We start from the raw sequence: 22,387 nt of genomic DNA, 5'->3' as shown, positions 1-22,387 counted from the left end.
CTCAAACCCAGTACGGAATTCGCTTCAGATAGCGCCCGGTCATCGCCAGCGCGATTGGCCAGCCAACGAGCGCCATGCCGGCCGTCACGCCCCACGTCAGCGCCGAAGGCGCCTGACCGATCAGCGGTTCACGCACGATCTCCATGAGGTAGGCAAGCGGGTTCCATTCGACGATAAATGCATAGCGGTTAAGCGAGGTAGGCTTATAGATGATAGGCGTGATGTAGAACGCCACCTGTATGAGCGCGGCGATGATCTGCGGCAGGTCGCGAAAGCGCGCCGACAACAGGCCGGCCAACATGCCGATCCACAGTGCGTTAAGCAGAAATAGCGCAAGTCCGGGAATGAAGAGCGGCAGAACCTCCCAGCTCTTTACCCCAAAGAGCACGAGCAGCACCAGCACGATCACGAAATTGTGAGCCAGCACGACGAGATTGCGCCAAATCACCTGGAGTTGGTAAATCAGCTTCGGCGTCGAAGCCTGGCGTATGTAGGTGCCACTATTGATATAGGCAACGCTGCCTTCCTGAACCATCTGCGCGAAGGCGTTCCACATAACGAGGCTCGATGCGAGGAAGGGTAGGTAGTCACTCATCTTCTGGCCGAACAGCGTGCCGTACACGACGCCGATCGAGGCGATCATGACGCCCATGCTGATCGTGAGCCAGAACGGCCCAACACGCGAGCGCGCATAGCGTTGGCGGACTTCGAGCCAGCCGAGCAGCGTCCACAATCGCCAGGACGCGATGCTGCATTTCAAATCAACGAGTGCAAGTTTCAACATGCGGACTCCCGGTATCACCGGGTCAAGAGAAATAGATCAGGCGTCAGCAGCCTTACCGCCGCTGCAACGCCCCCAATTTGCCAGTCAGACCATGCCAGGCGCCGAGTAGCGACATCCCCAGATGTTCGGCGCGCGGCGCCATGAACAAACCGTAAATGATGAGCCGCCCCGGGAGCTTGACGAGTTCGGTGGACTTCCAGCTCCATGGCATGTAGCCACGCTTCATCAGTGCGATGGCGTTACGGAACTGATAGTAGTGACGCAGCGCACCATGCCCTGGATAGGCCCGGCCGAACACGCGCACAGGCTCGCCGCCCAAGGAATGGGCCAGTTTCAGAGCAGGTGCACCGAGCACGGAATAGCCCTTAAGACGCGCACGAACGCACCACTCCAGATCGACAAAATCGATAAACAGCGAATCGTCCATTGGCCCGATGGTGGGCCATGCCGCGAGGTTGATGCACGATCCAGAGGTAATCAGAAAGTCAACTTCCAGCGGTGCCGTGCCCACTGGCGCGATTCGTTGCAGACGCAACGGTCCAAAGCGCACGAACGGGGCGATGCCACCCAGACGGTCGTCCTCATAAGCTGGACCGATGAGCGCCACGCGGGCGCCACGGGCGAGCTCGTGTTCGAGCGTCTGCGGAAGCGTCTCCAGCAAATCGGCGCCGGGCTCGCTGTCCTGATCGAATAGCATGGCGCAGGCGCAGCCACGCGCGATCAACCTTGCGACTCCCTGATTGATGGCCGTCGCAATGCCGAGATTCGCGCCGTTCGCAATGTACTCGATGCGCGCATCGAGCCCAAGCGACGCGGCGTCACGCACCTGCTCTGTGTTGTCGACAACGATGCACGGCCCGTATTGCACGAGCCGATTGGCGCGCGCAACACATCCGCCATCCGGTCTGTAAAACACGATAACCGTGCCGGCCCCGGCACAGCGAGCAACACCCAGATTCATCAGTAAGTGAGGCAAAGACGCAAGGCCTCATCCCAAGTCGGGAGTTGCAGACCGAATGTATCCGCGAGCTTGTCTCCCGCGAGCCGCGAGTTCGCTGGCCGCTTCGCAGGCACGGGATATTCCGATGCCGAAATCGGCAATACGTTCGGCGCTTTCTCACCCATCGAGATACCTAGAATGGCCTGCGTGAATCCGTGCCACGAAGTCGCGCCACGCGACGTCAGGTTGTAAACACCCGAACGCTGACGCCACCACGCGGCGTCACCCGCACGCCGCGCCGCGAAACCCTGCGCCACAATATGCGCGGTCGTCGTCGCAATCGTGTTCGACCACGTCGGCGCGCCAATCTGATCGGCAACCACACGCAGTTCCGAACGCTCGGCGCCCAGTCTGAGCATAGTCAGCAGAAAATTCTTGCCGCGGCGGCCGTAAACCCAACTCGTGCGAAAAATCAGGTGATCGCACCCGCATGTCGCGATCGCCTGCTCACCTTCCAGCTTGGTGCGCCCGTAGACGTTCTGCGGATTCGTCGCGTCTGTTTCGATGTAAGGTGCGTCTTTCGCGCCGTCGAACACATAATCGGTCGAGTAGTGAATCAGCACGGCGCCAAGCCGTTTCGCCTCCTCGGCGAGCACCTGTGGCGCCTCTGCATTCAGGCGCTGCGCGCTTCGCACGTCGGTCTCTGCCTTGTCCACCGCTGTGTAGGCGGCCGGATTCACGATGAGCGCGGGCTTGAGTTCGCGGACGACGCGGCGAATGGCATCGGGATCGTCCAGATCTAGCGCCGCCCGGTCGCAACCGACCACGCGCCCGAGGCCCTGCAGGCTGCGCAGCAACTCGAATCCGACCTGACCGTTAATGCCCGTGACAAGGATTGTCGGCAGGTTGTCCATCGCACCCTCACGCATACACTTCGGCTTCGACCAGTCGCTTGCCCGCCGCGTCCTTTGCCGCCAGCAGCGGTTCGAAGTCCATCGGCCACTCGATGCCGATATCCGCGTCGTTCCACACGATGCTGCGCTCGTATTCCGGGAACCAGTAGTCAGTCGTCTTGTACAGAAACTGCGCAGACTCCGACAGCACAACGAAGCCGTGCGCAAAGCCTGGCGGCACCCACAACTGACGATGATTCTCAGCCGAGAGGCCCACGCCCACCCACTTTCCGAAGTTCGGCGAGCTGCGGCGCAGGTCAACGGCCACGTCGAGCACTTCGCCTTCCACCACTCGCACGAGCTTGCCCTGCGGATGCTGGATCTGATAATGCAAGCCGCGCAATACGCCCTTGGCGGAACGCGAATGGTTGTCCTGCACAAACAGAACTCCGGGCGCGACTAGTTCTTCGAACTCGCGGCCGTTGAAGCTCTCGTAAAAGTAGCCACGTGCATCGCCGAACACTTTCGGCTCGATGATCTTGACTTCCGGGAGTGCCGTAGCGGTTACCGTGATGGCCATGCGACCTGATCCATGAGAATGTTCAACAAGTACTTCCCGTACCCGTTCTTGGCGAGCGGCCTGGCCAACGCCTGCAGCTGCTCCGCATCAATCCAGGACTGGCGATACGCAATTTCCTCGGGGCATGCGACCACGAGCCCCTGACGCTTTTGCAGCGTCGCGATGAAGGTCGCTGCCTCGATCAGCGAGTCGTGCGTCCCGGTGTCGAGCCATGCGTAGCCGCGGCCCATGATCTCGACGTTCAGCGCGCCGTCGCTCAGATAGCGCGAATTTACGTCGGTAATTTCGAGCTCACCACGCGGCGACGGCTTGATGTCCGCCGCGATATCGCACACGCGGTTGTCGTAGAAGTACAGGCCCGTGACCGCGTAATTCGAACGCGGCTGCGCTGGCTTTTCCTCGATCGACAGCGCGCGAAAGCCCTTGTCGAACTCGACCACGCCATAGCGCTCCGGATCATGCACGTGGTAGGCGAACACCGTCGCGCCCGCCTCCTGCGCATTCGCATGCTCGAGCTGCTTCGCCAGATCGTGACCGTAGAAGATGTTGTCGCCAAGAATGAGCGCCGACGGATCGTTGCCCACGAACTCCTTGCCGATGATGAACGCCTGCGCAAGCCCGTCCGGCGACGGCTGCACAGCGTACTGGATGTTCATGCCCCACTGGCTGCCGTCGCCGAGCATCGATTCAAAGCGCGGGGTATCCTGCGGCGTCGAGATGACTAGTACGTCGCGGATGCCCGCGACCATGAGCGTCGACAGCGGGTAGTAGATCATTGGCTTGTCGTACACCGGCAGCAGTTGCTTCGAAACCGCATGGGTGATCGGATAGAGCCGCGTGCCCGAACCGCCGGCGAGAATAATGCCTTTGCGCGCCATGTCTGCTGCCTTTACGCGCGCTGCGCGTAGTTCGTTTCGACCCACTTGCGATAGTCGCCCGAAGCGACTTCGTCAGCCCACGCCTGGTTGTCCAGGTACCAGCGCACCGTCTTCGCAAGACCGGTTTCGAAGGTTTCTGCGGGCTTCCAGCCGAGTTCACGCTCGAGCTTGCGGGCGTCGATCGCATAACGGCGATCATGGCCGGGCCGGTCAGTCACGTAGGTGATCTGGTCACGGTAGGAACCGTTTGCCTTCGGGCGGAGTTCGTCGAGCAGGTCACAGAGCGTATGCACGACTTCGAGATTCTTCTTTTCGTTCCAGCCGCCAACGTTATACGTTTCGCCGCTCCTGCCGCGCGCGAGCACTTCGCGGATCGCGCTGCAGTGGTCGCCCACGTACAGCCAGTCGCGCACGTTCTGGCCGTCCCCGTACACGGGCAGGGGCTTGCCGGCGAGCGCGTTCGCAATCATCAGCGGAATGAGCTTTTCGGGGAACTGGTACGGGCCGTAGTTATTCGAGCAGTTCGTGGTGAGCGTGGGCAGGCCATACGTATGATGGTACGCACGCACGAGATGGTCCGAACCGGCCTTGGTCGCCGAGTACGGGCTGTTGGGCGCGTACGGCGTGGTTTCCGAGAACTGTGGGTCGGTTGCGGACAGCGAGCCGAACACTTCGTCGGTGGACACGTGCAGGAAGCGGAATGCGTCCTTTTCCGCTTCGGGCAGACCATTCCAGTACTGCCGCGCGGCTTCGAGCAACGTAAAAGTGCCCACCACATTGGTCTGAACAAAATCGGCGGGACCATGAATCGAACGGTCGACGTGGCTTTCAGCGGCAAAATGCAGCACCGCACGCGGCTTATGCTCAGCGAAGAGGGCGTCGAGCGCCGAACGGTCGCAGATGTCCACGCGTGCGAAGACGTGCTTCGGATTGCCTTGCAGCGACCGCAATGTTCCGAGATTGCCCGCGTAGGTCAACTTGTCTACGTTCAAAACGGCTTCATCCGATTGACGCAGCCAGTCAAGCACAAAGTTGGCGCCGATAAAGCCGGCACCGCCCGTTACGAGAATCATGGAACTCCTTTCTAGCTCTGTTTGATAGCAACTCTGGCCTCACACCCCGGACGCAGAGTGGCTGAAAGAATGCTGTAAAAATGGCTGTTTGGCGAGCAGTTGTCCGCCTTTTAACCACTTTGCATACTCTGGCTCTGATTTTATGCCCCACAATTATAAGGCCAGCGAGTGCGAAAACCATACCGCTAACATCTTGAAACAGCTTGACAAATTGCGATTTGACACTCACGCAACCATTCCCGGCAACCTGTGCGGCGGCGCCAGGGCGATGAGCCGGCGCTTGCCGCAGGGGCCAGGGATGATACATGACTTGCGTCACCTGGACTTCGCACCACGCGGCAAAACTTTTCCTGTGATACCGTCGTTCCTCGTTCCCGCGCCGTACCGCAACTGATTCCGAATTAATGACCAAGCAAGTGCCGTTCACCGCTCCCCTCGCCTTCGGCGATCTTCAGGGCTGCCTCACACCGTTTCGCGAACTGCTCGCCAAGGCTGCGCCTTCTGCCCATACGCCGTTGTGGTTCGCGGGCGACCTGATCAATCGCGGCCCCGAGTCGCTTGAGACGCTGCGCGAAGTCATCGCGCTTGGCGAGCGCGGCGTTGCCGTACTGGGCAATCACGACCTGCATCTGCTCTCGGTGTCGGCTGGCATCCGCAAGTCGAAAAAGGGCGACACCATCGACGACATCCTGAACGCGCCCGATGCCGATGATCTCTTGCACTGGGTGCGCCACCGTCCAATCGCGCACTATGAGAACGGCATGCTGATGGTGCACGCGGGCGTGCTGCCACAATGGGATGTCGATCTCACCATGGAGCTCGCGCACGAACTCGAGAAAGCCTTGCGGCGCGACAACTGGAAGGAGACGCTCGCGGGCCTCTACGGCAACGAGCCGAACCGCTGGTCGAAGGACTTGAAAGGTATTGATCGACTGCGCGTGACCTGTAGCGCGCTCACGCGCATGCGCTTTTGCGATCGCGATGGCACGATGGACTTCACCACGAGCGGCGGCCTCGATTCGGCGCCGCCGGGCTATATGCCGTGGTTCGACGCGCCCGGACGCAAGACAGCCGACATCACGGTCGTCTTCGGACATTGGGCGGCGCTCGGCCTCACCTTGCGCAAGAACGTGGTTGGGCTCGATTCGGGCTGCGTTTGGGGCGAACAGCTTTCAGCGGTGCACCTCCACGCAGATCCGTCCCAGCGCCTCCTCACCCAGGTGCCATGCGAGAGTTGCCGCGCGACGAGCGGCTGAACCTCGCGCCGCCACGTCCTTTCAGCGCTTCTTGTTGTACACGTGGCTGGTGCTCTTCACACCTTTGGGAAAGACGCGGCGTACGAGTCCGCGCGCCGCGGCGTCGGCCTGCAGCACGACGTCGCGTACAGGCTCGTCGGGTCGCCCCCGAAACGAGGTCGGGTGAAAGTATTCGGCGTCGCCCACCGGGTGATCAGAGAAGTAGTAGTTCGAGACGCAGCAGCGCTGCTCCGAACTCATGTTCTTCGACACCGAATGCCACGAGTGCTGGTTGGTCACCATCACGGCGAGACGGTTGAAGCTGCTCACGATCGTCGTAGGGTCGGCTTTCGTGCCCTGCGGCCAGACTTCCAGGTTGCCGCCCTTCTCCAGCGACCAATCCGGCGAAACGTAATAGAGCAGATTCAGCACGCGATAACGTTCGCGGTCCTTGTCGTGCGAATTGTCGAGATGCGGATTAAGGAAGTGGCCCGGCCCCATCATCGAGATGCCGCCAGCGTAGAGGTGCTCATCCGGATAGAGCGAGCGTAGCCCGGTGATCTCCTTGACGAGTTCGACCACACGCGGCATCTGGAACGCGAATATGATCTCTTCGAGCAGCGGCGCATGCGCGTCCATTTGCGCCGAAACGTACTTCAGTTCGCGCAGGCTCTTGCGCAACATCATCTTCGAAGCGTCGGGAAAGGCCGCGCGAATTGCACGTGCAACGTCGTCCGGGAGTACGTCGTCGACATGGAAGTGATTGACGGGCGCTGTCTGCGTCCATTGCTCGCGCAATCGCGCGCGTTCTGCTTCGAGGCGCTCCGCAATGCACGCGCCGAGTTCGGTGCGATCCATAATGACAGTTCTGATGTTCTGCTTTCGATGACGCTCAAAGGCGTCACGATACCTCAACGGTCCGGGGTCTTTGCACATCCGCCCCCTCACCCCGCATCACCTCCAGCGCCTGCCCCACCGCTTCCTGCGCACGCGCCGCCAGCTTGCGCCGATCGTCCCCAGCCTCGATCGCGTGGCCCACGTAGACATGCGCGGTCAGCGGGCCGGCCTTTAGCATCGCGTCGAGCGACTGTTTCAGCGACACATCGTCGATATACGCCGGCGCCACCGACTGCCGCCCCTGCGCATCCTCATACAAAATGCACAGCGGCTGCACAGGCCGCCCAGCCGATACCGCCGCCTGGAACATGTTCGCGTGAAAGGGCTTGAGCGCGAGGCCATCCGTGGTCGTTCCTTCGGGGAACACGCACATCAGTTCACCGCGCGTGAGGCGATCGGCCAGTTCGTGCATGATGCGCTTCGCGTCGCTGCGCTTCTCGCGCTCGACGAACACCGTATCGAGGCTCTGCGCGAACCAGCCGATCAGCGGCCAGTTGCGGATCTCCGCCTTCGAGACGAACGGCGTGGGCCGCCACGCGTTGATCACGTAGATGTCGATCCACGAAATGTGATTGCTCACGACGAGCGCGCCCGAGTCGAGCCGTGCCGAGTCGTTGTGCACGACGAGCTTCAGGCCGCACAGTTCGAGCATCTTGAGCGACCATGCACGGTTCATGGCGTGGCGCTGATCGGCGCTGGCACGCGGAAAGCGCAGCGCCACGATGCAGGCGCCGCGCAGCAGATGCGCGAGCAGACGGGTCTTGCGGATGAAAAGGCTCATGGTCTACGGATAGCTGAATCGCACGATGCTAGCAGACGCACATGACACAAATCTGTCACGCACGTTCGGAGCCACGCTCGTACCCCAGCCGCCCCGCCACGAGCGTCGCGCGCACCACGGCGGGAAGTTCGTAGCCGAGGAACGGCGTGTTGTGTCCCTGGCTCTTGAGGGCGCTTGGCTCGACGCGCCAGTGCGCATGGGGATCGAACACGCAGAGGTCCGCGCTCGCGCCCACGGCGATGCGCCCCGCCTCGCGCTGCATCACCGCAGCCGGCGCCGACGTCACATGGGCGAGCGCCTTCGCGAGCGGCACGCGCGCTTCCTGCGCCCACTTCACCGTGAGGGAAAGGAACAATTCGAGGCCCGTCGCCCCCGGCGTCGCCTCGGCGAAGGGCAGGAGTTTTTCGTCGTCGTCCACGGGCGTGTGCTGCGAGCAGATCGCGTCGATCGTGGCGTCGGCGAGGCCCGCGCGAAGCGCCTCGCGATCGCGCTGCTGGCGCAGCGGCGGATCGAGCCGGAACTGCGCGTTGAAATAGCCGATGTCCATGTCGATCAGATGCAGGTGGTTGGCCGTCACGTCGCAGGTCACGGGCAGGCCTTCCGCCTTCGCGGCGCGCACGAGCGCCACGCCCGCCGCCGACGAAAGGTGCTGCACGTGCACGCGCGCGCCCGTCACGCGCATCAGCTCGAAAAGCGTATGGAGCGCGATCGTCTCGGCGCTCGCCGGCACGCCCGAGAGGCCAAGGCGCGACGCCAGCGCTCCGCTCGCGGCCACGCCGCCCTTCGAGAGCCAGGCGTCCTGCGGCCGCAGCCACACGGCGTAGCCATAGGTGCTCGCATACTGCAGCGCGCGCAGCAGCACCTGCGTATCGGCAATGGGCGCATCGGCCTGCGTGAAGCCGATGCAACCCGCCTCGGTCAGCGACACCATCTCGGTGATCACCTGCCCCTGGAGGCCCACCGTGAGCGCGCCGAGCGGATGCACGTGCGCACGCGCGAGCTTGCCCGCGCGGTACTTGAGCATCTCGACGAGCCCTGCTTCGTCGAGCACGGGATCGGTGTCGGGCGGGCACACGAGGGTCGTCACGCCACCCGAGAGCGCCGCGTTCATCTCCGAATCGAGCGTGGCCTTGTGCTCGTAGCCCGGCTCGCGCAGACGCGCACTCAGGTCTACGAGACCCGGCGCGACCATGAGCCCGCGCGCGTCGAGCGCTTTGTCTGCCTGGAAGCCCGCGGGCGGTGCACCGATCGCGGCGATCTTGCCCGCTTCGATATACACGTCCTGCTGCTCTTCGGTGCCGGCCGCCGGATTGATCAGCGTGCCGCCTTGAATATGGATCTTCATGCGCTGCCTTGGTTGTTCTCGCCGCTTCAATCGTCTGCTTCAATCGTTATTGCCGGCGACGATACCCATCACCGCCATGCGCACCGCAATGCCGAAGCTCACCTGGTCGAGGATCACCGACTGCGGGCCGTCCGCGACCTGCGAGTCGATCTCGACGCCGCGATTCATCGGCCCCGGATGCATGACGATCGCGTCGGGCGCGGCGAGCGCGAGGCGCTCGGGCGTCATGCCCCAGCTCTTGAAATACTCCTGCGCCGAAGGCAGCAGCGCGCCGCTCATGCGCTCGTTCTGCAGGCGCAGCATGATGATTACGTCGACGTCCTTCAGCCCCTCGTCGAGGTTATGGAACACGCGCACGCCCATCTGCTCCAGGCCGCCCGGCAGCAGCGTACGCGGGCCGATCGCGCGCACCTCGGGCACGCCGAGCGTGGTGAGCGCATGAATGTCCGAGCGCGCCACACGCGAATGCAGGATGTCGCCGACGATCGCCACGCGCAGGTTCGTGAAGTCGCGCTTGTAGTGGCGGATCGTGTACATGTCGAGCAGGCCCTGCGTCGGGTGCGCGTGGCGGCCGTCACCGGCGTTGATCACGTGCACGTGGGGCGCGCAGTGCTCGGCGATCAGGTACGGCGCGCCGCTCGACGCGTGACGCACGACGAACATGTCGGCGTGCATCGCCGAAAGGTTGCCGATGGTGTCGAGCAGCGACTCGCCCTTGCTCGTCGATGAAGCGTTGATGTTCAGATTGAGCACGTCAGCAGAGAGACGCTTGGCCGCGATCTCGAACGTGGTGCGCGTGCGCGTGGAGTTCTCGAAGAACAGGTTGAACACCGACTTGCCGCGCAACAGCGGCACCTGCTTCACGTCGCCGTCCGTCACGCTCACGAACTGCGTGGCCGTGTCGAGAACGTGGGTGAGGATCGCGCGCGAGAGGCCCTCGATCGACAGGAGATGCTTGAGTTCGCCGTTCTTCGTGAGCTGCGGATTGCCCTTCAGGAAGCCGTATCGAAATCGCTTGTCGTCCGCTGGGGACGCTGCGGGCATGGGCTGTTTGTTCATCGGATGAATTCTGGATGTGATGGCCGGTGTTAACGCGTGACTTGTCTGGAGCATGCGCCCCTGCCTCTACCGCTGCCATCGAGCACGGCGCAGTCAAGCCTTTCGGCGTCGGGAGCGTTCATGGGTCGATGCGCGGCCAACTCGAGGGAAAGTCAGAGCGGAAGCTCGTCGAGGTACTGCTGGAGAATCACGGAGGCCGCTTCGGCGTCCACGTGCTCGGCGCGTGCACCGCGCTCGCGCAGCCGCGCTTCGGCGTCGACTGAGGAATAGCGCTCGTCCACCCACACGACCGGCAGATTGAAGCGGCCATTGAGCTGGTTGCCGAAGCGCCTGGCCTGCTGCGTCATGGTGTGCGGGGTGCCGTCCGGATGGCACGGCAGGCCGACCACGAGCAGATCGGGCTGCCACTCGCGCAGCAGCACGCCGATCGCCTCGAAGCGATAATCGCGACTCTTGTTGGGAATGACGGTGAGCGCCCGGGCGCTGCGCGTGAGCGCGTTGCCGAGCGCCACGCCGATGCGCTTCTCGCCGTAATCGAACGCAAGCAAGGTGGCCTCGCCGGCCCCTCGCCCAACAGCCACGCTCATGCGTGGCCCGCCTCGCCGGAGAGCATCGACGAAGAAATGCCGAGCAGCGCGAGCGCCGCCTCGAAGCGCTCTTCGGCGGGCACATCGAAAACGATCTTCGGGTCGGCTTCGACCGTGAGCCAGCCGTTCTTCGAGATTTCGTCCTCGAGCTGGCCCGCGCCCCAGCCCGCATGGCCGAGCGTGAGCAGGAAGCGTTCGGGGCCGTTGCCGTTGGCGACGGCTTCCAGCACGTCCTTGGAGGTGGTCATCTCGAGCCCGCCCGGCACCGTCATGGAAGACGTATAGCTCGTGCCCTGGGCGGGTGCGTGCAGCACGAAGCCGCGCTCGGTCTGCACGGGGCCGCCGAAATACACGGGCACATGCAGGAGCGGCTCGATTTCGAGCTTGAGGTCGATGCGGGAAAAGAGCGCCTCCAGATCGATGTCGGTCGGCCGATTGATGACGAGGCCGAGCGCACCGCGCTCCGAATGATCGCAAAGGTAGACCACCGTTCCTGAAAACGTGGGATCCGCCATGTTCGGCATGGCGATCAGGAACTGGTTGGTCAGATTGATGCGATCGTTACTCTTGGACATGGTTTGAATTCTAGCAAAGACGATGCGCAATGGCGGCGCGCTGTCCGGCCAAACGGCGGGCGCCCGATGGCTGCCTCGCCCTTGCCAGACGCTTCGCGTTGCGCATTGCATGAATGGCTCACTCTACCACGCGCGAACGATGCCCCCGCAAGGCAATCGGCAGCGCTGCAAGCGCGATGCCCGGCGCAACCGCGTCACCGTCCGCGCGCCCGGCGCGCGGATTCGAAGCTCAAATGTATTCAGTGCGCCACACCTTGCACGGCGCTGACAGTGATCGCCGCCGCCAGCGCGCGCACGGCGGGCGTGGCGTCGGGCTGGGCAACCCCCGCCGCGACTTTGTGCAGCATCGCCCGCAGCGCCTCGCTCGCGTACTCGATTGCCTCGGCGCCGGGCGGCGTGATGGACGGCGCGCCCCGCGCGGCGGGCGACGCGAGCGTCGCGGCGTGCGCGGTGCGGCGCCAGGCGAGGCCCAGCGCGTCGGCAAGCTGACCGACATGGCCGAGACCGAGCGCCCAGGCGGCGGCGCCGATGCGGTACGCCGCCTCGGCCGCGACCAGCGCTTCGGCGGGCTCGGCGACCGCGCCCTCGCCGCGCAACGCGAGCGTGCGCGAGTGCGTGCCGAGCGCGACCATCGACGCATCGGCGGTCTGCAGAAAATCTTCATACGCGTTGCCGTTCACCACCAGCGCGCCCAATTCGCGCGTGGGCGCCACCCGCGCCGCAAGGGCGACCGCCTGCTCGCTGCCGGCTTCCCAGAGCGCCTCGGATGCCTGTGTGCCGGCAACATGCCATTCCACGGTCAGGCCGTGATCGTGCAGCAGTTCGACGTCGGCCGTGTCTTCCGCGGCGGCCCCGAACAGCGCGTAGTCGCGCCAGAGCAAGGCCAGCGTCGAGCGCACGAGCGTCTGCGGCGCGAAGCGCAGGCCACGCGCATGCTCGCCGATCAGCAGATTGCAGCGCGCGTAGAGGCGCCGCACTTCTTCATCGCCCCATGACACCACGCCACGGCGCAGCGTGCGTCCGCACGCCGCGGCAAGCCGCCAGAAGTCGTAGGGATCGGAACTCGAGAGTTCGGCCATGCAGGCGTCCATCTCGTCGAACGCCGCGAGCGCGAGCGCGTTGGCCGCACGGCTGCCGTTGCCGAGGCGCGATTTGAGCGCATGCAAAAGCGCTTCTTCGTAACGCGCGCGCACCTGGCCAAAGCGCTGCGCCGGCTGCGGATGCAGTGTGGCGGGCGCAAGCGGCCGGCCTTGCAGGGCCACGTCCTCGTAGGCGAGCGTGATGCCCGGCACGTGCTCCGCAAGCGCCGTCAAGAGCGCGTGCTGCTGTGCGTAAAGCGCGGGCGAGCACGCCTGCTCGCGCAGATTACGCCGCTCGAGCGCCGCGCTGAGCGCCTGGAGCGCCTCGCGGAACAGCGGGCGGATTTCGGCGCCCTCCGGTTCCTCGGGCGCATGGATCGGGCGCGCCGGCATGCCGGGTGGCGGCTCGACTGCAACGGGCGCCGCTAGCGCGAGTGGCGATGCGACGAGCAGCGTGTCGGCAAAGCGCGCGGCCGCGAGCCAGCCGGCGTCGTGCAGCGTGCGGGCCGCCTGGCGCAGCGGCCGGGCGACGTCGCGCTGGCCGTCGAGGGCGGCAAGCGCCTGGGCGAGCGCACCGTGCGCGAACGGCACCTGGCCGCCGCGCGGATTGGGCAACGCTTCGAACCGCACAACAGTGGTTGAACGAAGGCTCATGGGGCAGCGCCGGGAACAATTTGCGGGCCGACCAGATCGGGGGATATCGACAACAGCGCGACAACAGCGTCGACGGATGGATCGACAACAGTGACACCGACGAAAACACCAACGACAGCGACTCGAAAGCGACGACGGGTGCAACGCTGGAGCGCAGCCCGACTGCGCGGCCGCTCGCGGCGTGAGCAATTGCGGTACCCGCCTTGCCCGCACCGCCATTCACGCCCGCGACACTTCAGGAAACTGCCATCAGACCGCGCCGCGGCCCCCGAGGGGCGCCAGCCTGCTAGCGCGGCCTCAGATCTGGACCATCTCGAAGTCTTCCTTGCGCGCGCCGCACTCAGGGCAGGTCCAGTTGACCGGGACATCCTCCCAGCGCGTGCCCGGCGCAATGCCTTCGTCTGGCAAACCGGCTTCTTCGTCGTAAATCCAGCCGCAGATCAGGCACATCCAGCTTCTATATTCCATTCTTATGCCGCGTCGAAAAGTCCGAAACCAATCGGGAAAAAATCGGAGAAAACTCGGGGAAATCGAGAGCCATGATGGTACCTTGTTGCCGTTTCCATGCCTAGCAAGAGGAGACCTGGCCTGCAAAAGATCAAGTGAGACCGGCTGGCGCTGAGGGCTCGTGCGACGCACAAAAACCCTCGGCCGCCGATGCCATCCGTCCCCCGGAGGCAAGGATAAGCAGCATAATTGACGCATTCGCATACGACGGCGCGGCGCGCCGCAGCCGACGTCCACTCCATCTCGCCACGTTCATGCCCAGCGACACCCCTCCCATCGTTCTCACCTTCGGCCTTTCCGACCCGACGGGCGGCGGCGGACTCCAGGCCGACCTGCTCACGCTCGCCAGCATGGGCTGCCACGGCGTAACCGTGCTGACCGGCTACACCGTGCGCGATTCCGCCGGCTGCGACGAGGTGACCGGGCTCGATCCCGAAACCGTGGCCACCCAGGCGCGCATGCTGCTCGAAGACATGCCGATCGCCGCGTTCAAGGTGGGCGCGGGCGCGCGCGCCGAAGTCGTGAGCGCGATCGCCGAAGTGGTCGCCGACTACGACGACCTGCCGCTCATCCTCGCCCCCGACTTCACGCTCGACGACGAACACGTGCTCGCCGCCGACGAGCTGCGCGAGACCATGGCGGACCTGCTCGTGCCGCAGACCACGCTGCTCGTCGCCGACGCCTCGGTGCTGATCGCGCTCGCCCAGCCGGACGGCGACGCGGACGCGCCCACCGTCGACGCCGCCATTGCGCACCTGCTCGCCACCGGCTGCGAATACATACTGGCGATGGAGACGGGCACGCATCGCGTGGTCAACACGCTGTATTGCGAAGACGGCCAGCTGCGCCAGGACCTGTGGGACCGCGCCACGCAGCCGATGATGGGCCTGACCGACACGCTCGGCGCAGCAATTGCCGCGCTGCTCGCGAACGGGCAGGAAGTGCCGGAGGCAGTGCGCGAAGCGCAGGAGTACGTGTATCAGGCGGTGCAGAGCGCGTTCCGCCCGGGTATGGGCGCGTGGCTGCCGGATCGTTTCTTCTGGGCGCGCAGCAACGACGCGGACAACGGCGAGGACTCGCCGGGGGAAGTGCAGCAATAAGGTCAGGTCGCGGCGTTCCTTCGGAATGCCGGGCCGCGCAAAAGCGCACTAACGAAAAAACCCGCACGGGCTTGCGCCCCTGCGGGTTTTCTCTTTTCTTCGGGCCGGGAAACACACCTCGCGGTGTGTTTCCTGCACGTCGATGTAATTGGGCCGAAGCCGTCCTTACATGTCCATGCCCATGCCGCCCATGCCGCCGGGCATGCCTCCGGGCATCGGAGCATCTTCCTTCGGCACTTCAGCAACGGCTGCGTCCGTCGTCAGGAGCAGGCCGGCAACCGAAGCTGCGTTTTGCAGCGCGGTGCGCGTGACCTTCGTCGGGTCGACCACGCCGGCTTCCACGAGGTCGCCGTACTCGCCGGTCGCTGCGTTGTAGCCGTAGTTGCCTTGACCAGCCGCGACAGCTGCCACGACGACCGACGCTTCTTCGCCACCGTTCGTGACGATCTGGCGCAGCGGCTCTTCCATGGCGCGCAGGACGATCTTGATACCTGCGTCCTGATCGGCGTTGATGCCCTTCAGGCCGGCGATCGCCGTACGTGCGCGGATCAGCGCGACGCCGCCGCCCGGGACGATGCCTTCTTCAACGGCAGCGCGGGTTGCGTGCAGCGCGTCTTCCACGCGCGCCTTCTTTTCCTTCATTTCGACTTCGGTCGCAGCGCCAACCTTGATCACTGCCACACCGCCTGCCAGCTTGGCAACGCGCTCCTGCAGCTTTTCGCGGTCGTAGTCCGACGTCGCTTCTTCGATCTGCGTGCGGATTTGCTTCACGCGCGCTTCGATGTTCACGGCTTCGCCTGCGCCGTCGATGATCGTCGTGTTTTCCTTGCCCACTTCGATGCGCTTCGCTTGACCGAGTTCGTTCAGCGTTGCCTTTTCGAGCGTGAGGCCGGTTTCTTCAGCGATGACCTGGCCGCCGGTCAGGATCGCGATGTCTTCAAGCATCGCCTTGCGACGGTCGCCGAAGCCCGGAGCCTTGACGGCAACGGTCTTCAGGATGCCGCGGATGTTGTTGACGACCAGCGTTGCGAGCGCTTCGCCTTCGACGTCTTCAGCGATGATCAAGAGCGGACGGCCAGCCTTGGCGACTTGTTCCAGAACCGGCAGCAGATCGCGGATGTTCGAGATCTTCTTGTCGAACAGCAGGACGAACGGGTTTTCCAGGACGGCGACTTGCTTGTCCGGGTTGTTGATGAAGTACGGCGAGAGGTAGCCGCGGTCGAACTGCATACCTTCGACGACTTCCAGCTCGTCTTGCAGCGATTTGCCGTCTTCGACGGTGATGACGCCTTCCTTGCCGACCTTGTCCATCGCTTCAGCGATGCGGTCGCCGATCGACGTGTCGCTGTTTGCCGAGATCGAGCCGACTTGCGCGATTTCCTTGTTGGTCGTGCAGGGCTTGCTGATCTTGCGCAGCTCTTCGATCGCTGCCGAGACGGCCTTGTCGATGCCGCGCTTGAGGTCCATCGGGTTCATGCCCGATGCGACGTACTTCATGCCTTCGCGGACGATCGACTGGGCCAGAACCGTAGCCGTCGTCGTGCCGTCACCGGCGTTGTCGCTGGTCTTGGAAGCGACTTCCTTGACCATTTGCGCGCCCATGTTCTGGAGCTTGTCCTTGAGCTCGATTTCCTTCGCGACCGAGACACCGTCCTTGGTGACCGTCGGGCCGCCGAACGAGCGCTCGAGAACCACGTTGCGGCCCTTCGGACCCAGCGTGACCTTCACTGCGTTGGCGAGAATGTTCACGCCTTCAACCATCTTGGAACGGGCGGAATCGCCGAACACGACGTCTTTAGCTGCCATCTTCTAACTCCTTGGGATTCTTGATGAATACGCGGTGGTCTGAACTTACTTGTTCACCACGGCCATGATGTCTTCTTCGCGCATCACGAGCAGTTCCTGGCCGTCGACCTTGACGGTCTGACCAGCGTACTTGCCGAACAGGACGCGATCGCCGACCTTCACGTCGAGCGCGATCAGGGCGCCCTTGTCGTCGCGCTTGCCCGGGCCCGTGGCCAGGACTTCACCTTGATCCGGCTTTTCTGCCGCTGCGTCCGGGATCACGATGCCCGAAGCGGTCTTGGTTTCTTGATCCAGGCGCTTGACGATCACGCGATCATGCAAAGGACGAAGGTTCATGGATAGATCCTCTCTTGATTTAGGACTTGAAGAGACTCAAGAAAACCTGGCTGCCGGTAACCGCCAGCCAGAGATTCGGTTAGCACCAGAGTTGTTAGCACTCTCGTGCGGTGAGTGCTAATTATATGGACGGGCAGTGACAAATTCAAGAAGGGGGGCGGAAGGGGAAATCCTGCTTTCGAGATTCACTCAACGTTGAACCTTGTTCGCCTAAGTTTGAACCAGAAGCCTGCCGCTCGACGGAAAACACACAATAAAACAGTCACTTAGGAAGGAGGCAACCGAACTGGGGCATCGTACATGCAGCCCACCGCTCCGGCATTTCTGGCGCCCCTTTCCGCAAACGCTCGCCCACCAGAGGGAAAACCCCAATCTAGCCGCAATCGGTAACACGCTTGCGGACTGGAGTTGATAATCATTGAGAGGCCTCCTGGCCGCCCCTATTGAGGGGCGGCCACGGGGGGCCATATGAGCTTCATTGGAGCAGCCGCGTGCATCCGGCTGTAGACAGAAATCGCACCACGAATCCCCCCAAACTGCGTGGGCACAACGGCAAACTCGCCCAGCCGCTGCTGGAGCTTTGGGTTAAAGCCACAGGGCAGGTTTATTCTCCATGAACCTCGACGTGCTGGCGCGCGCGTCGCCCGCTGTCTACGGCAAGCGAATTCTCCCGCGCGAGCACGAGTATTTTTGTTCTGAACGGTGGCAACCAGCCGTGCGCATCCATCTGATCCACCACTCGATATCCCGGGTGGGGAGCGAAATCCACGATGAACTGGTCGTCATAAACCCACCAGAAACTGCCGTTAGTCCTGGAAACAAAATTCGGTAGAGAGCGTCAAGCAGCATGGCCGGCGCATTGACTCAAGATTTCTGCTGCCAAACGATGCCTGTTGCCTCATGTACTTTGTTACCCGTCAACTGGCCGGCTCCAGGGCGAGTTCAATCACTACGGTCGGTCGCGACCACCGCTATGTGAGACGAGCGTCTTTGGCACACACGCCTAAAGGCCGCCTGCGCGCAGGCCTTTACTTCTCCGGCGGCAGGAGAATGTACTCCGGCAGCACCACTTCTTCCGCCTCGTGCTTTTGGTATCCCGCCTCCATCAGCGACGCCAGTTGCCAGGCTGCGTCCTTGCTGGCTTTCTGCGCCTGCTCGTTCAGCGTCCCGTCCTTCTTCATTTCCAGGTACATCTTCGGAAGCCACTTTCTCTAGTGGTCCAGCGCCAGCCTCGTGTATTGAAGTCCGAGCATCTCCCCTCCGGGGACTCACAGGTGGGTTGGGCCAGCTCCCCAGCATGACAATCCACGACTCCTGACGCAGGCGTGGGAGTCGTACCCGAATGCAAGCTAGTTGGCAGCGATTGGCATTCACCTATGCTGCGACCCCACTGGAGGCCGCCGGCGCGAGCAATGTGCGCTCCCCTCGATTCCGCCGAGCAGACTGCAATTGCCACCCGCTGAAAGGGGTGTGTGAAACGCACCCTCCCTACTGCCTGCGGAAATCAAAATATGGTTTTGATTCCCGAGCGCGATGTCTACCGCGTCATCATGCGCTCGAAGCTGCCGGCGGCGCTCGGGTAGCTACGTGCGCAGCGACACGCGAGCCCGATCCAAGCAACCCTCGTCGGTAGCCCACCTTCTGCTGGCAAGTAGCCGGCGGCCATCCGGGCTACCAGGGAATTCCTCTCCAGCGTCCACGTACAGAACAACGCCGATAGCAAGGATCACAATGTCCACGCAGGTGCTTGGCGCATCCGCGAAGTCCGATTCATCGCCCGCATCGTAGTACCACATGATTTGACTCCCGGCTGGAGAGCTCGTCGGGTGCGTTCCCCGACCCGATTACAGCGTAATCAGGGTAGCGCCTCACGTGGTCGCGTCTCCGTTAAATGCCGAACATAGCCGAGTGACTGCCGGCGACGTTCCATGTGAAGGTCATCCGCAAGTTTCTCGACGCAACCCTCCCCAAAAATCTCGAAGGAAAATTTGAAAATCTCGAAATTATCAAATTGAGACGGAAGGAACGAGCCTAGCCACCCTTCGTTGTGCACGATCCTCGTCGCGGGTATTCGAGGCGGCGAACAGAAAGTTTGTAGTGCGACGAAGGTATCCTAGGGACGATCTGCAAAAGTCCTGGCGTTGAAGTCTGGTTGGCCTAGCCAATCCGGGAATCAACCACGCCGCAACACCGATACCGCGGCTCTCAGGCGTGCGGCCTGCTCGACGAGCGCGGCGTTCTGCTGGGTCACTTCATCCATTTGCGTGATGGCATTGCCGACCTGTTCGGTGCCGGCACTTTGCTCGTCTGAAGCGGCCGAAATCTCACCCATGATGCCGGCGAGTGGGTCGCCGACTGGATTTCGGCAATCGTGGCGGTGAGCCGCGTCTTCATCCGGCCGAGCGCCGCGAGCACGCTGCCGGCAGCGGCTCTCGCCTGGTCAAAATCGACGTCCAGATCGCCAGTGGCGATCTCGACCGCGAGCAGCGCCTATGTGCGGCAGCCAACACTGGCAATTTGCGCAGCGCAAAATCATTCATATCATCATGTAAACGGCTGCGCCCGGTCCGGCACCGCCGCTCCGCTCTCCTGCGCATGCAGATCGTTGGTTTCGCGCGGCCTCGCCGATCGCTTCAACGTCGATCCTGAACATGCCGAAAATGGCGTCGCCATAATGGTGAGACGTTATCATGTCCGCTCAGATTGCTCATGACCAGAGCTTCCTCGCAGCATGCAGGCGCTGTGGCAGACTGCTCTATCAGTCCGTAGATTCCTGCCCTTACTGCTGCACGGAGCGTCCATTCGACACGGATGCGCACGCGCACCCGAAAACCGCGTTAAGAATCTCCGCGGCTGCGCCTACGCCTGCCGTCACAAAGGTATCGCTTGCCGGCGGGTCCCCATCCACTCGCCGGTCGGTGCTGCCTGACTATTTGCACCACTATCAGCTCGCGGATCGGCGGCCGTTCTGGCACACGGGTAAAGGGCTCTTCGTGAAGGGCGTATTGCTCATCTGGCTCATCGTCGCAATTGCATACGCCGCATTTCTGCTGTACGGCGAAAGACGCGGGCAGCAAAGAGAAGTGCGCGCCTCGCGTGCGAGCCTCGCGGAGAAAAGCTTGCCAAACGCGAATACCGCACTCGCGCGTGACGCGAACAATCAGGGAGCGCGAGAGATGCAGCGCGACAGTGCACCGGAGGAGCAACGCCGTGATAACGCGTTGCAAAGCGCTGACCGATGTGCCTCGCAACGCGCCTGGGGTTGCGTGCGAGAAAAGGCATCGGAGGCGCTCGCGATTGATCCGGGCAGCCTGCACGCGCGATCGTTGATGGAGCGCGCCATCGTGGCGACGGGTTGGTCCCCGCTGCGTTCGCCAAATGGCGCCGCGCAGGCTGACCCGGCTAGGCCACTGCCGCGCGGCGCAAGCCCAGTACCGCTGCCTTCGTCGCAGGATTGGGCTGCCCGCAGGCCGGCCGTACCGAACGACCCGAACGCAGTTGCGTCCTCACCCCCGCTGCCGGACGCCGAGAACATATCGGCGAGCGGGAATATCCCGAACTTTGGCAATCCAGGCGCGAGCGTTACGACAACCGCCGCGAGCAATTCCTCAACAGCCGACGCCGCCGGTGTGGACAGCAACGACAACCGCGTCGATGCTCAGCAGCGCGCCATTCGCCAGAGTGGGCGCAAGCACGCGCCATCCTCCGAATCAACTCATTGAAGAGAATTCTGGAATATTTAAGTCTTTCGTACAACGCACATCAAGGCGGGAGTGAGACCATCCTGAAAGCGATACTCGCAGGACCGGCGGCGCTGATCACCCAGCTTCTTTCTACGTCCGGGCTCGCCGCCGGAGTTGACGCGAACTACAAGATCGTAACGGGCCCGGAGCGCGGGGCGAACATTCAAATCGGCCAGGACCTGGCGAAATGGGTCGCACCGACAGCCGGCATCGACCTCGAAGTGATTCCATCGAAAGGCTCGGCCGAAAAGGTGCAGAGCATGCGTTTCGACCTCGGCGTGAATCTCGCATTGCAGTCGGACGTCTACCAGGCCTACGTCGATATGGCCAATTCCGGCAACGAAGAGGCAGGCCAGCTCATAAGGCCGCGACGGCTCATCATGCCGCCCTATGAGGAACGGATTTACTTCGTCGTGCGTAGCGATTCGCCGATAAAAACGTCCATGGTCGGACCAGGAGCGCCTGCTGCTCCTGTGCAAGTAATCTGACACAGAATGGACATCTTCCAACAGGCGGCGGAACGCGCACAGTCCCGACAAATGGCACGTTTGTTCAGCCACGTGACACAGCTCCGCTCACGGATGCGATAGAAATACAGCGCTCTGACCACGAGGTCACCACCCAGTTGGCCAGCCTCGCGTCCAGCGACGCCAAATATCGTTTCTCCTGAGGTAACTGCCCGGCGCGGCGTTACAGAGGAGTACGCTATCAGCAGCCCCACTGCCAGCATGTCGCTCAGCCGCACGCGCCTCGTGTTCTGGTACGCGCCGTTCGCCGCCATTTCAATCGGCGCAAATCTCGGCAGTCAGAGCCTCGCCTTTCACCTGTACCAAGGCCCGTACGCGGTGCCACTTTCGGTGTGCGCAGGCACAGGTGTCGGGCTTGTCGTCAAATATCTGCTCAGAAGGTCTGGATATTCCGGTATGAACACCAAAGTGTCGCACACGGCGTGCGCACATTCTCGCTATACGCTGCCATGGCGCTCGGCACGACGCTCCTTTTCTAGACCGTGGAATTCGCCGCGAATGCACTCTTTCATGGCGAAGCTGGTCGACTCGCCGGCGACGCACTGGGTCTGGTGATCGACTAATTCACGAATACCAGCTGGGTTAGCGCTTTGTGTTTGCTTGAGCGCGTGTGCTTTGCAGCTCAGAGGCGACACGCCACCACAGATACGATCCTCTGCTGGATCGCGGGCCGCGCACATGCCGCCTGTGCGGCGCTCCGCCCAACGCGCCAACAACCGATCCACCTGTTCCTGTCCCGGCACTCAGAATGAAAATGCCCACGCCAGCAGCCCACCCCGTCCCGCTGTGCGTGGACCTGAACGGATCGCTCACGCGCACCGACCTGTTTTTCGAAACCTTCTTCGTGCTCGTCAAGGAAAGTCCACTATCGATCTTCCTGTGTTTCGTCTGGTCGCTGCGCGGGCGCGCCTACCTAAACGAGCAGATTGCACAGCGGGTGAACATCGACACGCGGTTGCGGCGCCGGTCACAATCCGCCAATGCTCCCAGGAAGCTATGGCTTCTTTG

General features: G+C 62.9%; 22 protein-coding genes and 3 pseudogenes. 7 read left to right on the top strand and 18 right to left on the bottom strand.

Annotated features, from left to right (window positions below; translation table 11 throughout):
• Position 1: 1 nt before the first annotated feature.
• The 6 genes from BMI01S_RS29535 to rfbB are packed head-to-tail and all read right to left on the bottom strand — an operon-like array spanning position 2 to position 5,148.
• A complete protein-coding gene (locus tag BMI01S_RS29535) occupies positions 2-784 on the bottom strand; it encodes an ABC transporter permease (protein WP_028232213.1) in 783 nt (260 codons plus the stop codon).
• Between the two features lie 52 nt (positions 785-836).
• Complete coding sequence (locus BMI01S_RS29530) at positions 837-1,745, bottom strand: glycosyltransferase family 2 protein (protein WP_028232214.1); 909 nt, start codon at positions 1,743-1,745, stop codon at positions 837-839.
• On the bottom strand, positions 1,745-2,653 hold the full coding sequence (gene rfbD, locus BMI01S_RS29525) for a dTDP-4-dehydrorhamnose reductase (RefSeq protein WP_036046268.1): 909 nt from the start codon (positions 2,651-2,653) through the stop codon (positions 1,745-1,747). The genes BMI01S_RS29530 and rfbD overlap by 1 nt, the downstream gene beginning before the upstream one ends.
• Positions 2,646-3,197, bottom strand: a complete 552-nt coding sequence (gene rfbC / locus BMI01S_RS29520) for a dTDP-4-dehydrorhamnose 3,5-epimerase (RefSeq protein WP_028232216.1) — start codon at positions 3,195-3,197, stop codon at positions 2,646-2,648. The genes rfbD and rfbC overlap by 8 nt, the downstream gene beginning before the upstream one ends.
• A complete protein-coding gene (gene rfbA / locus BMI01S_RS29515; protein ID WP_028232217.1) occupies positions 3,182-4,075 on the bottom strand; it encodes a glucose-1-phosphate thymidylyltransferase RfbA in 894 nt (297 codons plus the stop codon). The genes rfbC and rfbA overlap by 16 nt, the downstream gene beginning before the upstream one ends.
• Positions 4,076-4,086: 11 nt before the next feature.
• Entirely contained in the window at positions 4,087-5,148 is a 1,062-nt protein-coding gene (rfbB, locus tag BMI01S_RS29510) for a dTDP-glucose 4,6-dehydratase (RefSeq protein ID WP_028232218.1), read from the bottom strand.
• Positions 5,149-5,552: 404 nt separating this feature from the next.
• On the opposite strand from rfbB, the gene BMI01S_RS29505 reads away from it, so the two are divergent.
• Positions 5,553-6,404, top strand: a complete 852-nt coding sequence (locus BMI01S_RS29505; RefSeq protein WP_028232219.1) for a symmetrical bis(5'-nucleosyl)-tetraphosphatase — start codon at positions 5,553-5,555, stop codon at positions 6,402-6,404.
• Positions 6,405-6,425: 21 nt separating this feature from the next.
• Here the strand turns inward: BMI01S_RS29505 and BMI01S_RS29500 are convergent, their stop codons facing one another.
• From BMI01S_RS29500 to BMI01S_RS29470, 7 genes are all read right to left on the bottom strand, one after another.
• Positions 6,426-7,241: a 2OG-Fe(II) oxygenase gene (locus BMI01S_RS29500; protein ID WP_028232220.1), complete on the bottom strand. Its 816-nt coding sequence runs from the start codon at positions 7,239-7,241 to the stop codon at positions 6,426-6,428.
• Between the two features lie 43 nt (positions 7,242-7,284).
• Entirely contained in the window at positions 7,285-8,061 is a 777-nt protein-coding gene (locus BMI01S_RS29495) for a lysophospholipid acyltransferase family protein (protein WP_081723533.1), read from the bottom strand.
• 55 nt (positions 8,062-8,116) lie between these two features.
• Positions 8,117-9,406: a dihydroorotase gene (locus BMI01S_RS29490; RefSeq protein WP_028232221.1), complete on the bottom strand. Its 1,290-nt coding sequence runs from the start codon at positions 9,404-9,406 to the stop codon at positions 8,117-8,119.
• A gap of 39 nt (positions 9,407-9,445) precedes the next feature.
• Positions 9,446-10,465 (bottom strand): aspartate carbamoyltransferase catalytic subunit, encoded by a 1,020-nt coding sequence (locus BMI01S_RS29485; protein WP_028232222.1) that lies wholly within the window; start codon positions 10,463-10,465, stop codon positions 9,446-9,448.
• Between the two features lie 152 nt (positions 10,466-10,617).
• Positions 10,618-11,052, bottom strand: coding sequence for a Holliday junction resolvase RuvX (gene ruvX, locus BMI01S_RS29480; RefSeq protein ID WP_028232223.1), 435 nt, complete (start codon positions 11,050-11,052; stop codon positions 10,618-10,620).
• Positions 11,049-11,627, bottom strand: a complete 579-nt coding sequence (locus tag BMI01S_RS29475) for a YqgE/AlgH family protein (protein WP_028213166.1) — start codon at positions 11,625-11,627, stop codon at positions 11,049-11,051. The genes ruvX and BMI01S_RS29475 overlap by 4 nt, the downstream gene beginning before the upstream one ends.
• Before the next feature lie 239 nt (positions 11,628-11,866).
• Positions 11,867-13,360, bottom strand: a complete 1,494-nt coding sequence (locus BMI01S_RS29470) for a hypothetical protein (RefSeq protein WP_028232224.1) — start codon at positions 13,358-13,360, stop codon at positions 11,867-11,869.
• Positions 13,361-13,380: 20 nt separating this feature from the next.
• Here BMI01S_RS29470 and BMI01S_RS41160 point away from each other — a divergent pair, with 20 nt between their 5' ends.
• A complete protein-coding gene (locus tag BMI01S_RS41160; protein ID WP_154671374.1) occupies positions 13,381-13,545 on the top strand; it encodes a hypothetical protein in 165 nt (54 codons plus the stop codon).
• 112 nt (positions 13,546-13,657) lie between these two features.
• Here the strand turns inward: BMI01S_RS41160 and BMI01S_RS29460 are convergent, their stop codons facing one another.
• Positions 13,658-13,828: a rubredoxin gene (locus BMI01S_RS29460; RefSeq protein WP_028232226.1), complete on the bottom strand. Its 171-nt coding sequence runs from the start codon at positions 13,826-13,828 to the stop codon at positions 13,658-13,660.
• 293 nt (positions 13,829-14,121) lie between these two features.
• Here BMI01S_RS29460 and BMI01S_RS29455 point away from each other — a divergent pair, with 293 nt between their 5' ends.
• Complete coding sequence (locus BMI01S_RS29455; RefSeq protein ID WP_028232227.1) at positions 14,122-14,967, top strand: hydroxymethylpyrimidine/phosphomethylpyrimidine kinase; 846 nt, start codon at positions 14,122-14,124, stop codon at positions 14,965-14,967.
• Between the two features lie 165 nt (positions 14,968-15,132).
• Here BMI01S_RS29455 and groL read toward each other — a convergent pair whose 3' ends face one another.
• Both groL and BMI01S_RS29445 read right to left on the bottom strand, forming a co-directional pair.
• Positions 15,133-16,773 (bottom strand): chaperonin GroEL, encoded by a 1,641-nt coding sequence (gene groL / locus BMI01S_RS29450; RefSeq protein WP_028232228.1) that lies wholly within the window; start codon positions 16,771-16,773, stop codon positions 15,133-15,135.
• A 45-nt stretch (positions 16,774-16,818) separates the two neighbouring features.
• Positions 16,819-17,109, bottom strand: coding sequence for a co-chaperone GroES (locus BMI01S_RS29445; protein WP_028213162.1), 291 nt, complete (start codon positions 17,107-17,109; stop codon positions 16,819-16,821).
• Positions 17,110-17,722: 613 nt separating this feature from the next.
• On the opposite strand from BMI01S_RS29445, the gene BMI01S_RS41155 reads away from it, so the two are divergent.
• Positions 17,723-17,941, top strand: coding sequence for a hypothetical protein (locus tag BMI01S_RS41155; RefSeq protein WP_154671375.1), 219 nt, complete (start codon positions 17,723-17,725; stop codon positions 17,939-17,941).
• 196 nt (positions 17,942-18,137) lie between these two features.
• Here BMI01S_RS41155 and BMI01S_RS41150 read toward each other — a convergent pair whose 3' ends face one another.
• Positions 18,138-18,302: a hypothetical protein gene (locus BMI01S_RS41150; RefSeq protein ID WP_154671376.1), complete on the bottom strand. Its 165-nt coding sequence runs from the start codon at positions 18,300-18,302 to the stop codon at positions 18,138-18,140.
• Between the two features lie 980 nt (positions 18,303-19,282).
• Positions 19,283-19,459: pseudogene (locus BMI01S_RS39490) on the bottom strand (methyl-accepting chemotaxis protein); the annotation flags it as partial.
• An 826-nt stretch (positions 19,460-20,285) separates the two neighbouring features.
• On the opposite strand from BMI01S_RS39490, the gene BMI01S_RS38280 reads away from it, so the two are divergent.
• The 3 genes and pseudogenes from BMI01S_RS38280 to BMI01S_RS29420 form a co-directional block, all read left to right on the top strand.
• On the top strand, positions 20,286-20,831 hold the full coding sequence (locus BMI01S_RS38280; protein WP_154671377.1) for a hypothetical protein: 546 nt from the start codon (positions 20,286-20,288) through the stop codon (positions 20,829-20,831).
• 59 nt (positions 20,832-20,890) lie between these two features.
• Positions 20,891-21,292: pseudogene (locus BMI01S_RS29430) on the top strand (TAXI family TRAP transporter solute-binding subunit); the annotation flags it as partial.
• A gap of 835 nt (positions 21,293-22,127) precedes the next feature.
• Positions 22,128-22,387: pseudogene (locus tag BMI01S_RS29420) on the top strand (hypothetical protein); the annotation flags it as partial.

The organism is Paraburkholderia mimosarum LMG 23256 = NBRC 106338 (assembly GCF_000739815.1).
GTDB lineage: Bacteria > Pseudomonadota > Gammaproteobacteria > Burkholderiales > Burkholderiaceae > Paraburkholderia > Paraburkholderia mimosarum.
This window is presented reverse-complemented; position numbering and strand designations above follow the sequence as displayed.

Coding starts and splice junctions, on each gene's coding strand:
- BMI01S_RS29535 (WP_028232213.1), bottom strand. CDS start 784: ATGTTGAAACTTGCACTCGTTGATTTGAAATGCAGCATCGCGTCCTGG.
- BMI01S_RS29530 (WP_028232214.1), bottom strand. CDS start 1,745: ATGAATCTGGGTGTTGCTCGCTGTGCCGGGGCCGGCACGGTTATCGTG.
- rfbD (WP_036046268.1), bottom strand. CDS start 2,653: ATGCGTGAGGGTGCGATGGACAACCTGCCGACAATCCTTGTCACGGGC.
- rfbC (WP_028232216.1), bottom strand. CDS start 3,197: ATGGCCATCACGGTAACCGCTACGGCACTCCCGGAAGTCAAGATCATC.
- rfbA (WP_028232217.1), bottom strand. CDS start 4,075: ATGGCGCGCAAAGGCATTATTCTCGCCGGCGGTTCGGGCACGCGGCTC.
- rfbB (WP_028232218.1), bottom strand. CDS start 5,148: ATGATTCTCGTAACGGGCGGTGCCGGCTTTATCGGCGCCAACTTTGTG.
- BMI01S_RS29505 (WP_028232219.1), top strand. CDS start 5,553: ATGACCAAGCAAGTGCCGTTCACCGCTCCCCTCGCCTTCGGCGATCTT.
- BMI01S_RS29500 (WP_028232220.1), bottom strand. CDS start 7,241: ATGGATCGCACCGAACTCGGCGCGTGCATTGCGGAGCGCCTCGAAGCA.
- BMI01S_RS29495 (WP_081723533.1), bottom strand. CDS start 8,061: ATGAGCCTTTTCATCCGCAAGACCCGTCTGCTCGCGCATCTGCTGCGC.
- BMI01S_RS29490 (WP_028232221.1), bottom strand. CDS start 9,406: ATGAAGATCCATATTCAAGGCGGCACGCTGATCAATCCGGCGGCCGGC.
- BMI01S_RS29485 (WP_028232222.1), bottom strand. CDS start 10,465: ATGAACAAACAGCCCATGCCCGCAGCGTCCCCAGCGGACGACAAGCGA.
- ruvX (WP_028232223.1), bottom strand. CDS start 11,052: ATGAGCGTGGCTGTTGGGCGAGGGGCCGGCGAGGCCACCTTGCTTGCG.
- BMI01S_RS29475 (WP_028213166.1), bottom strand. CDS start 11,627: ATGTCCAAGAGTAACGATCGCATCAATCTGACCAACCAGTTCCTGATC.
- BMI01S_RS29470 (WP_028232224.1), bottom strand. CDS start 13,360: ATGAGCCTTCGTTCAACCACTGTTGTGCGGTTCGAAGCGTTGCCCAAT.
- BMI01S_RS29460 (WP_028232226.1), bottom strand. CDS start 13,828: ATGGAATATAGAAGCTGGATGTGCCTGATCTGCGGCTGGATTTACGAC.
- BMI01S_RS29455 (WP_028232227.1), top strand. CDS start 14,122: ATGCCCAGCGACACCCCTCCCATCGTTCTCACCTTCGGCCTTTCCGAC.
- groL (WP_028232228.1), bottom strand. CDS start 16,773: ATGGCAGCTAAAGACGTCGTGTTCGGCGATTCCGCCCGTTCCAAGATG.
- BMI01S_RS29445 (WP_028213162.1), bottom strand. CDS start 17,109: ATGAACCTTCGTCCTTTGCATGATCGCGTGATCGTCAAGCGCCTGGAT.
- BMI01S_RS41155 (WP_154671375.1), top strand. CDS start 17,723: ATGAACCTCGACGTGCTGGCGCGCGCGTCGCCCGCTGTCTACGGCAAG.
- BMI01S_RS41150 (WP_154671376.1), bottom strand. CDS start 18,302: ATGTACCTGGAAATGAAGAAGGACGGGACGCTGAACGAGCAGGCGCAG.
- BMI01S_RS38280 (WP_154671377.1), top strand. CDS start 20,286: ATGCAGCGCGACAGTGCACCGGAGGAGCAACGCCGTGATAACGCGTTG.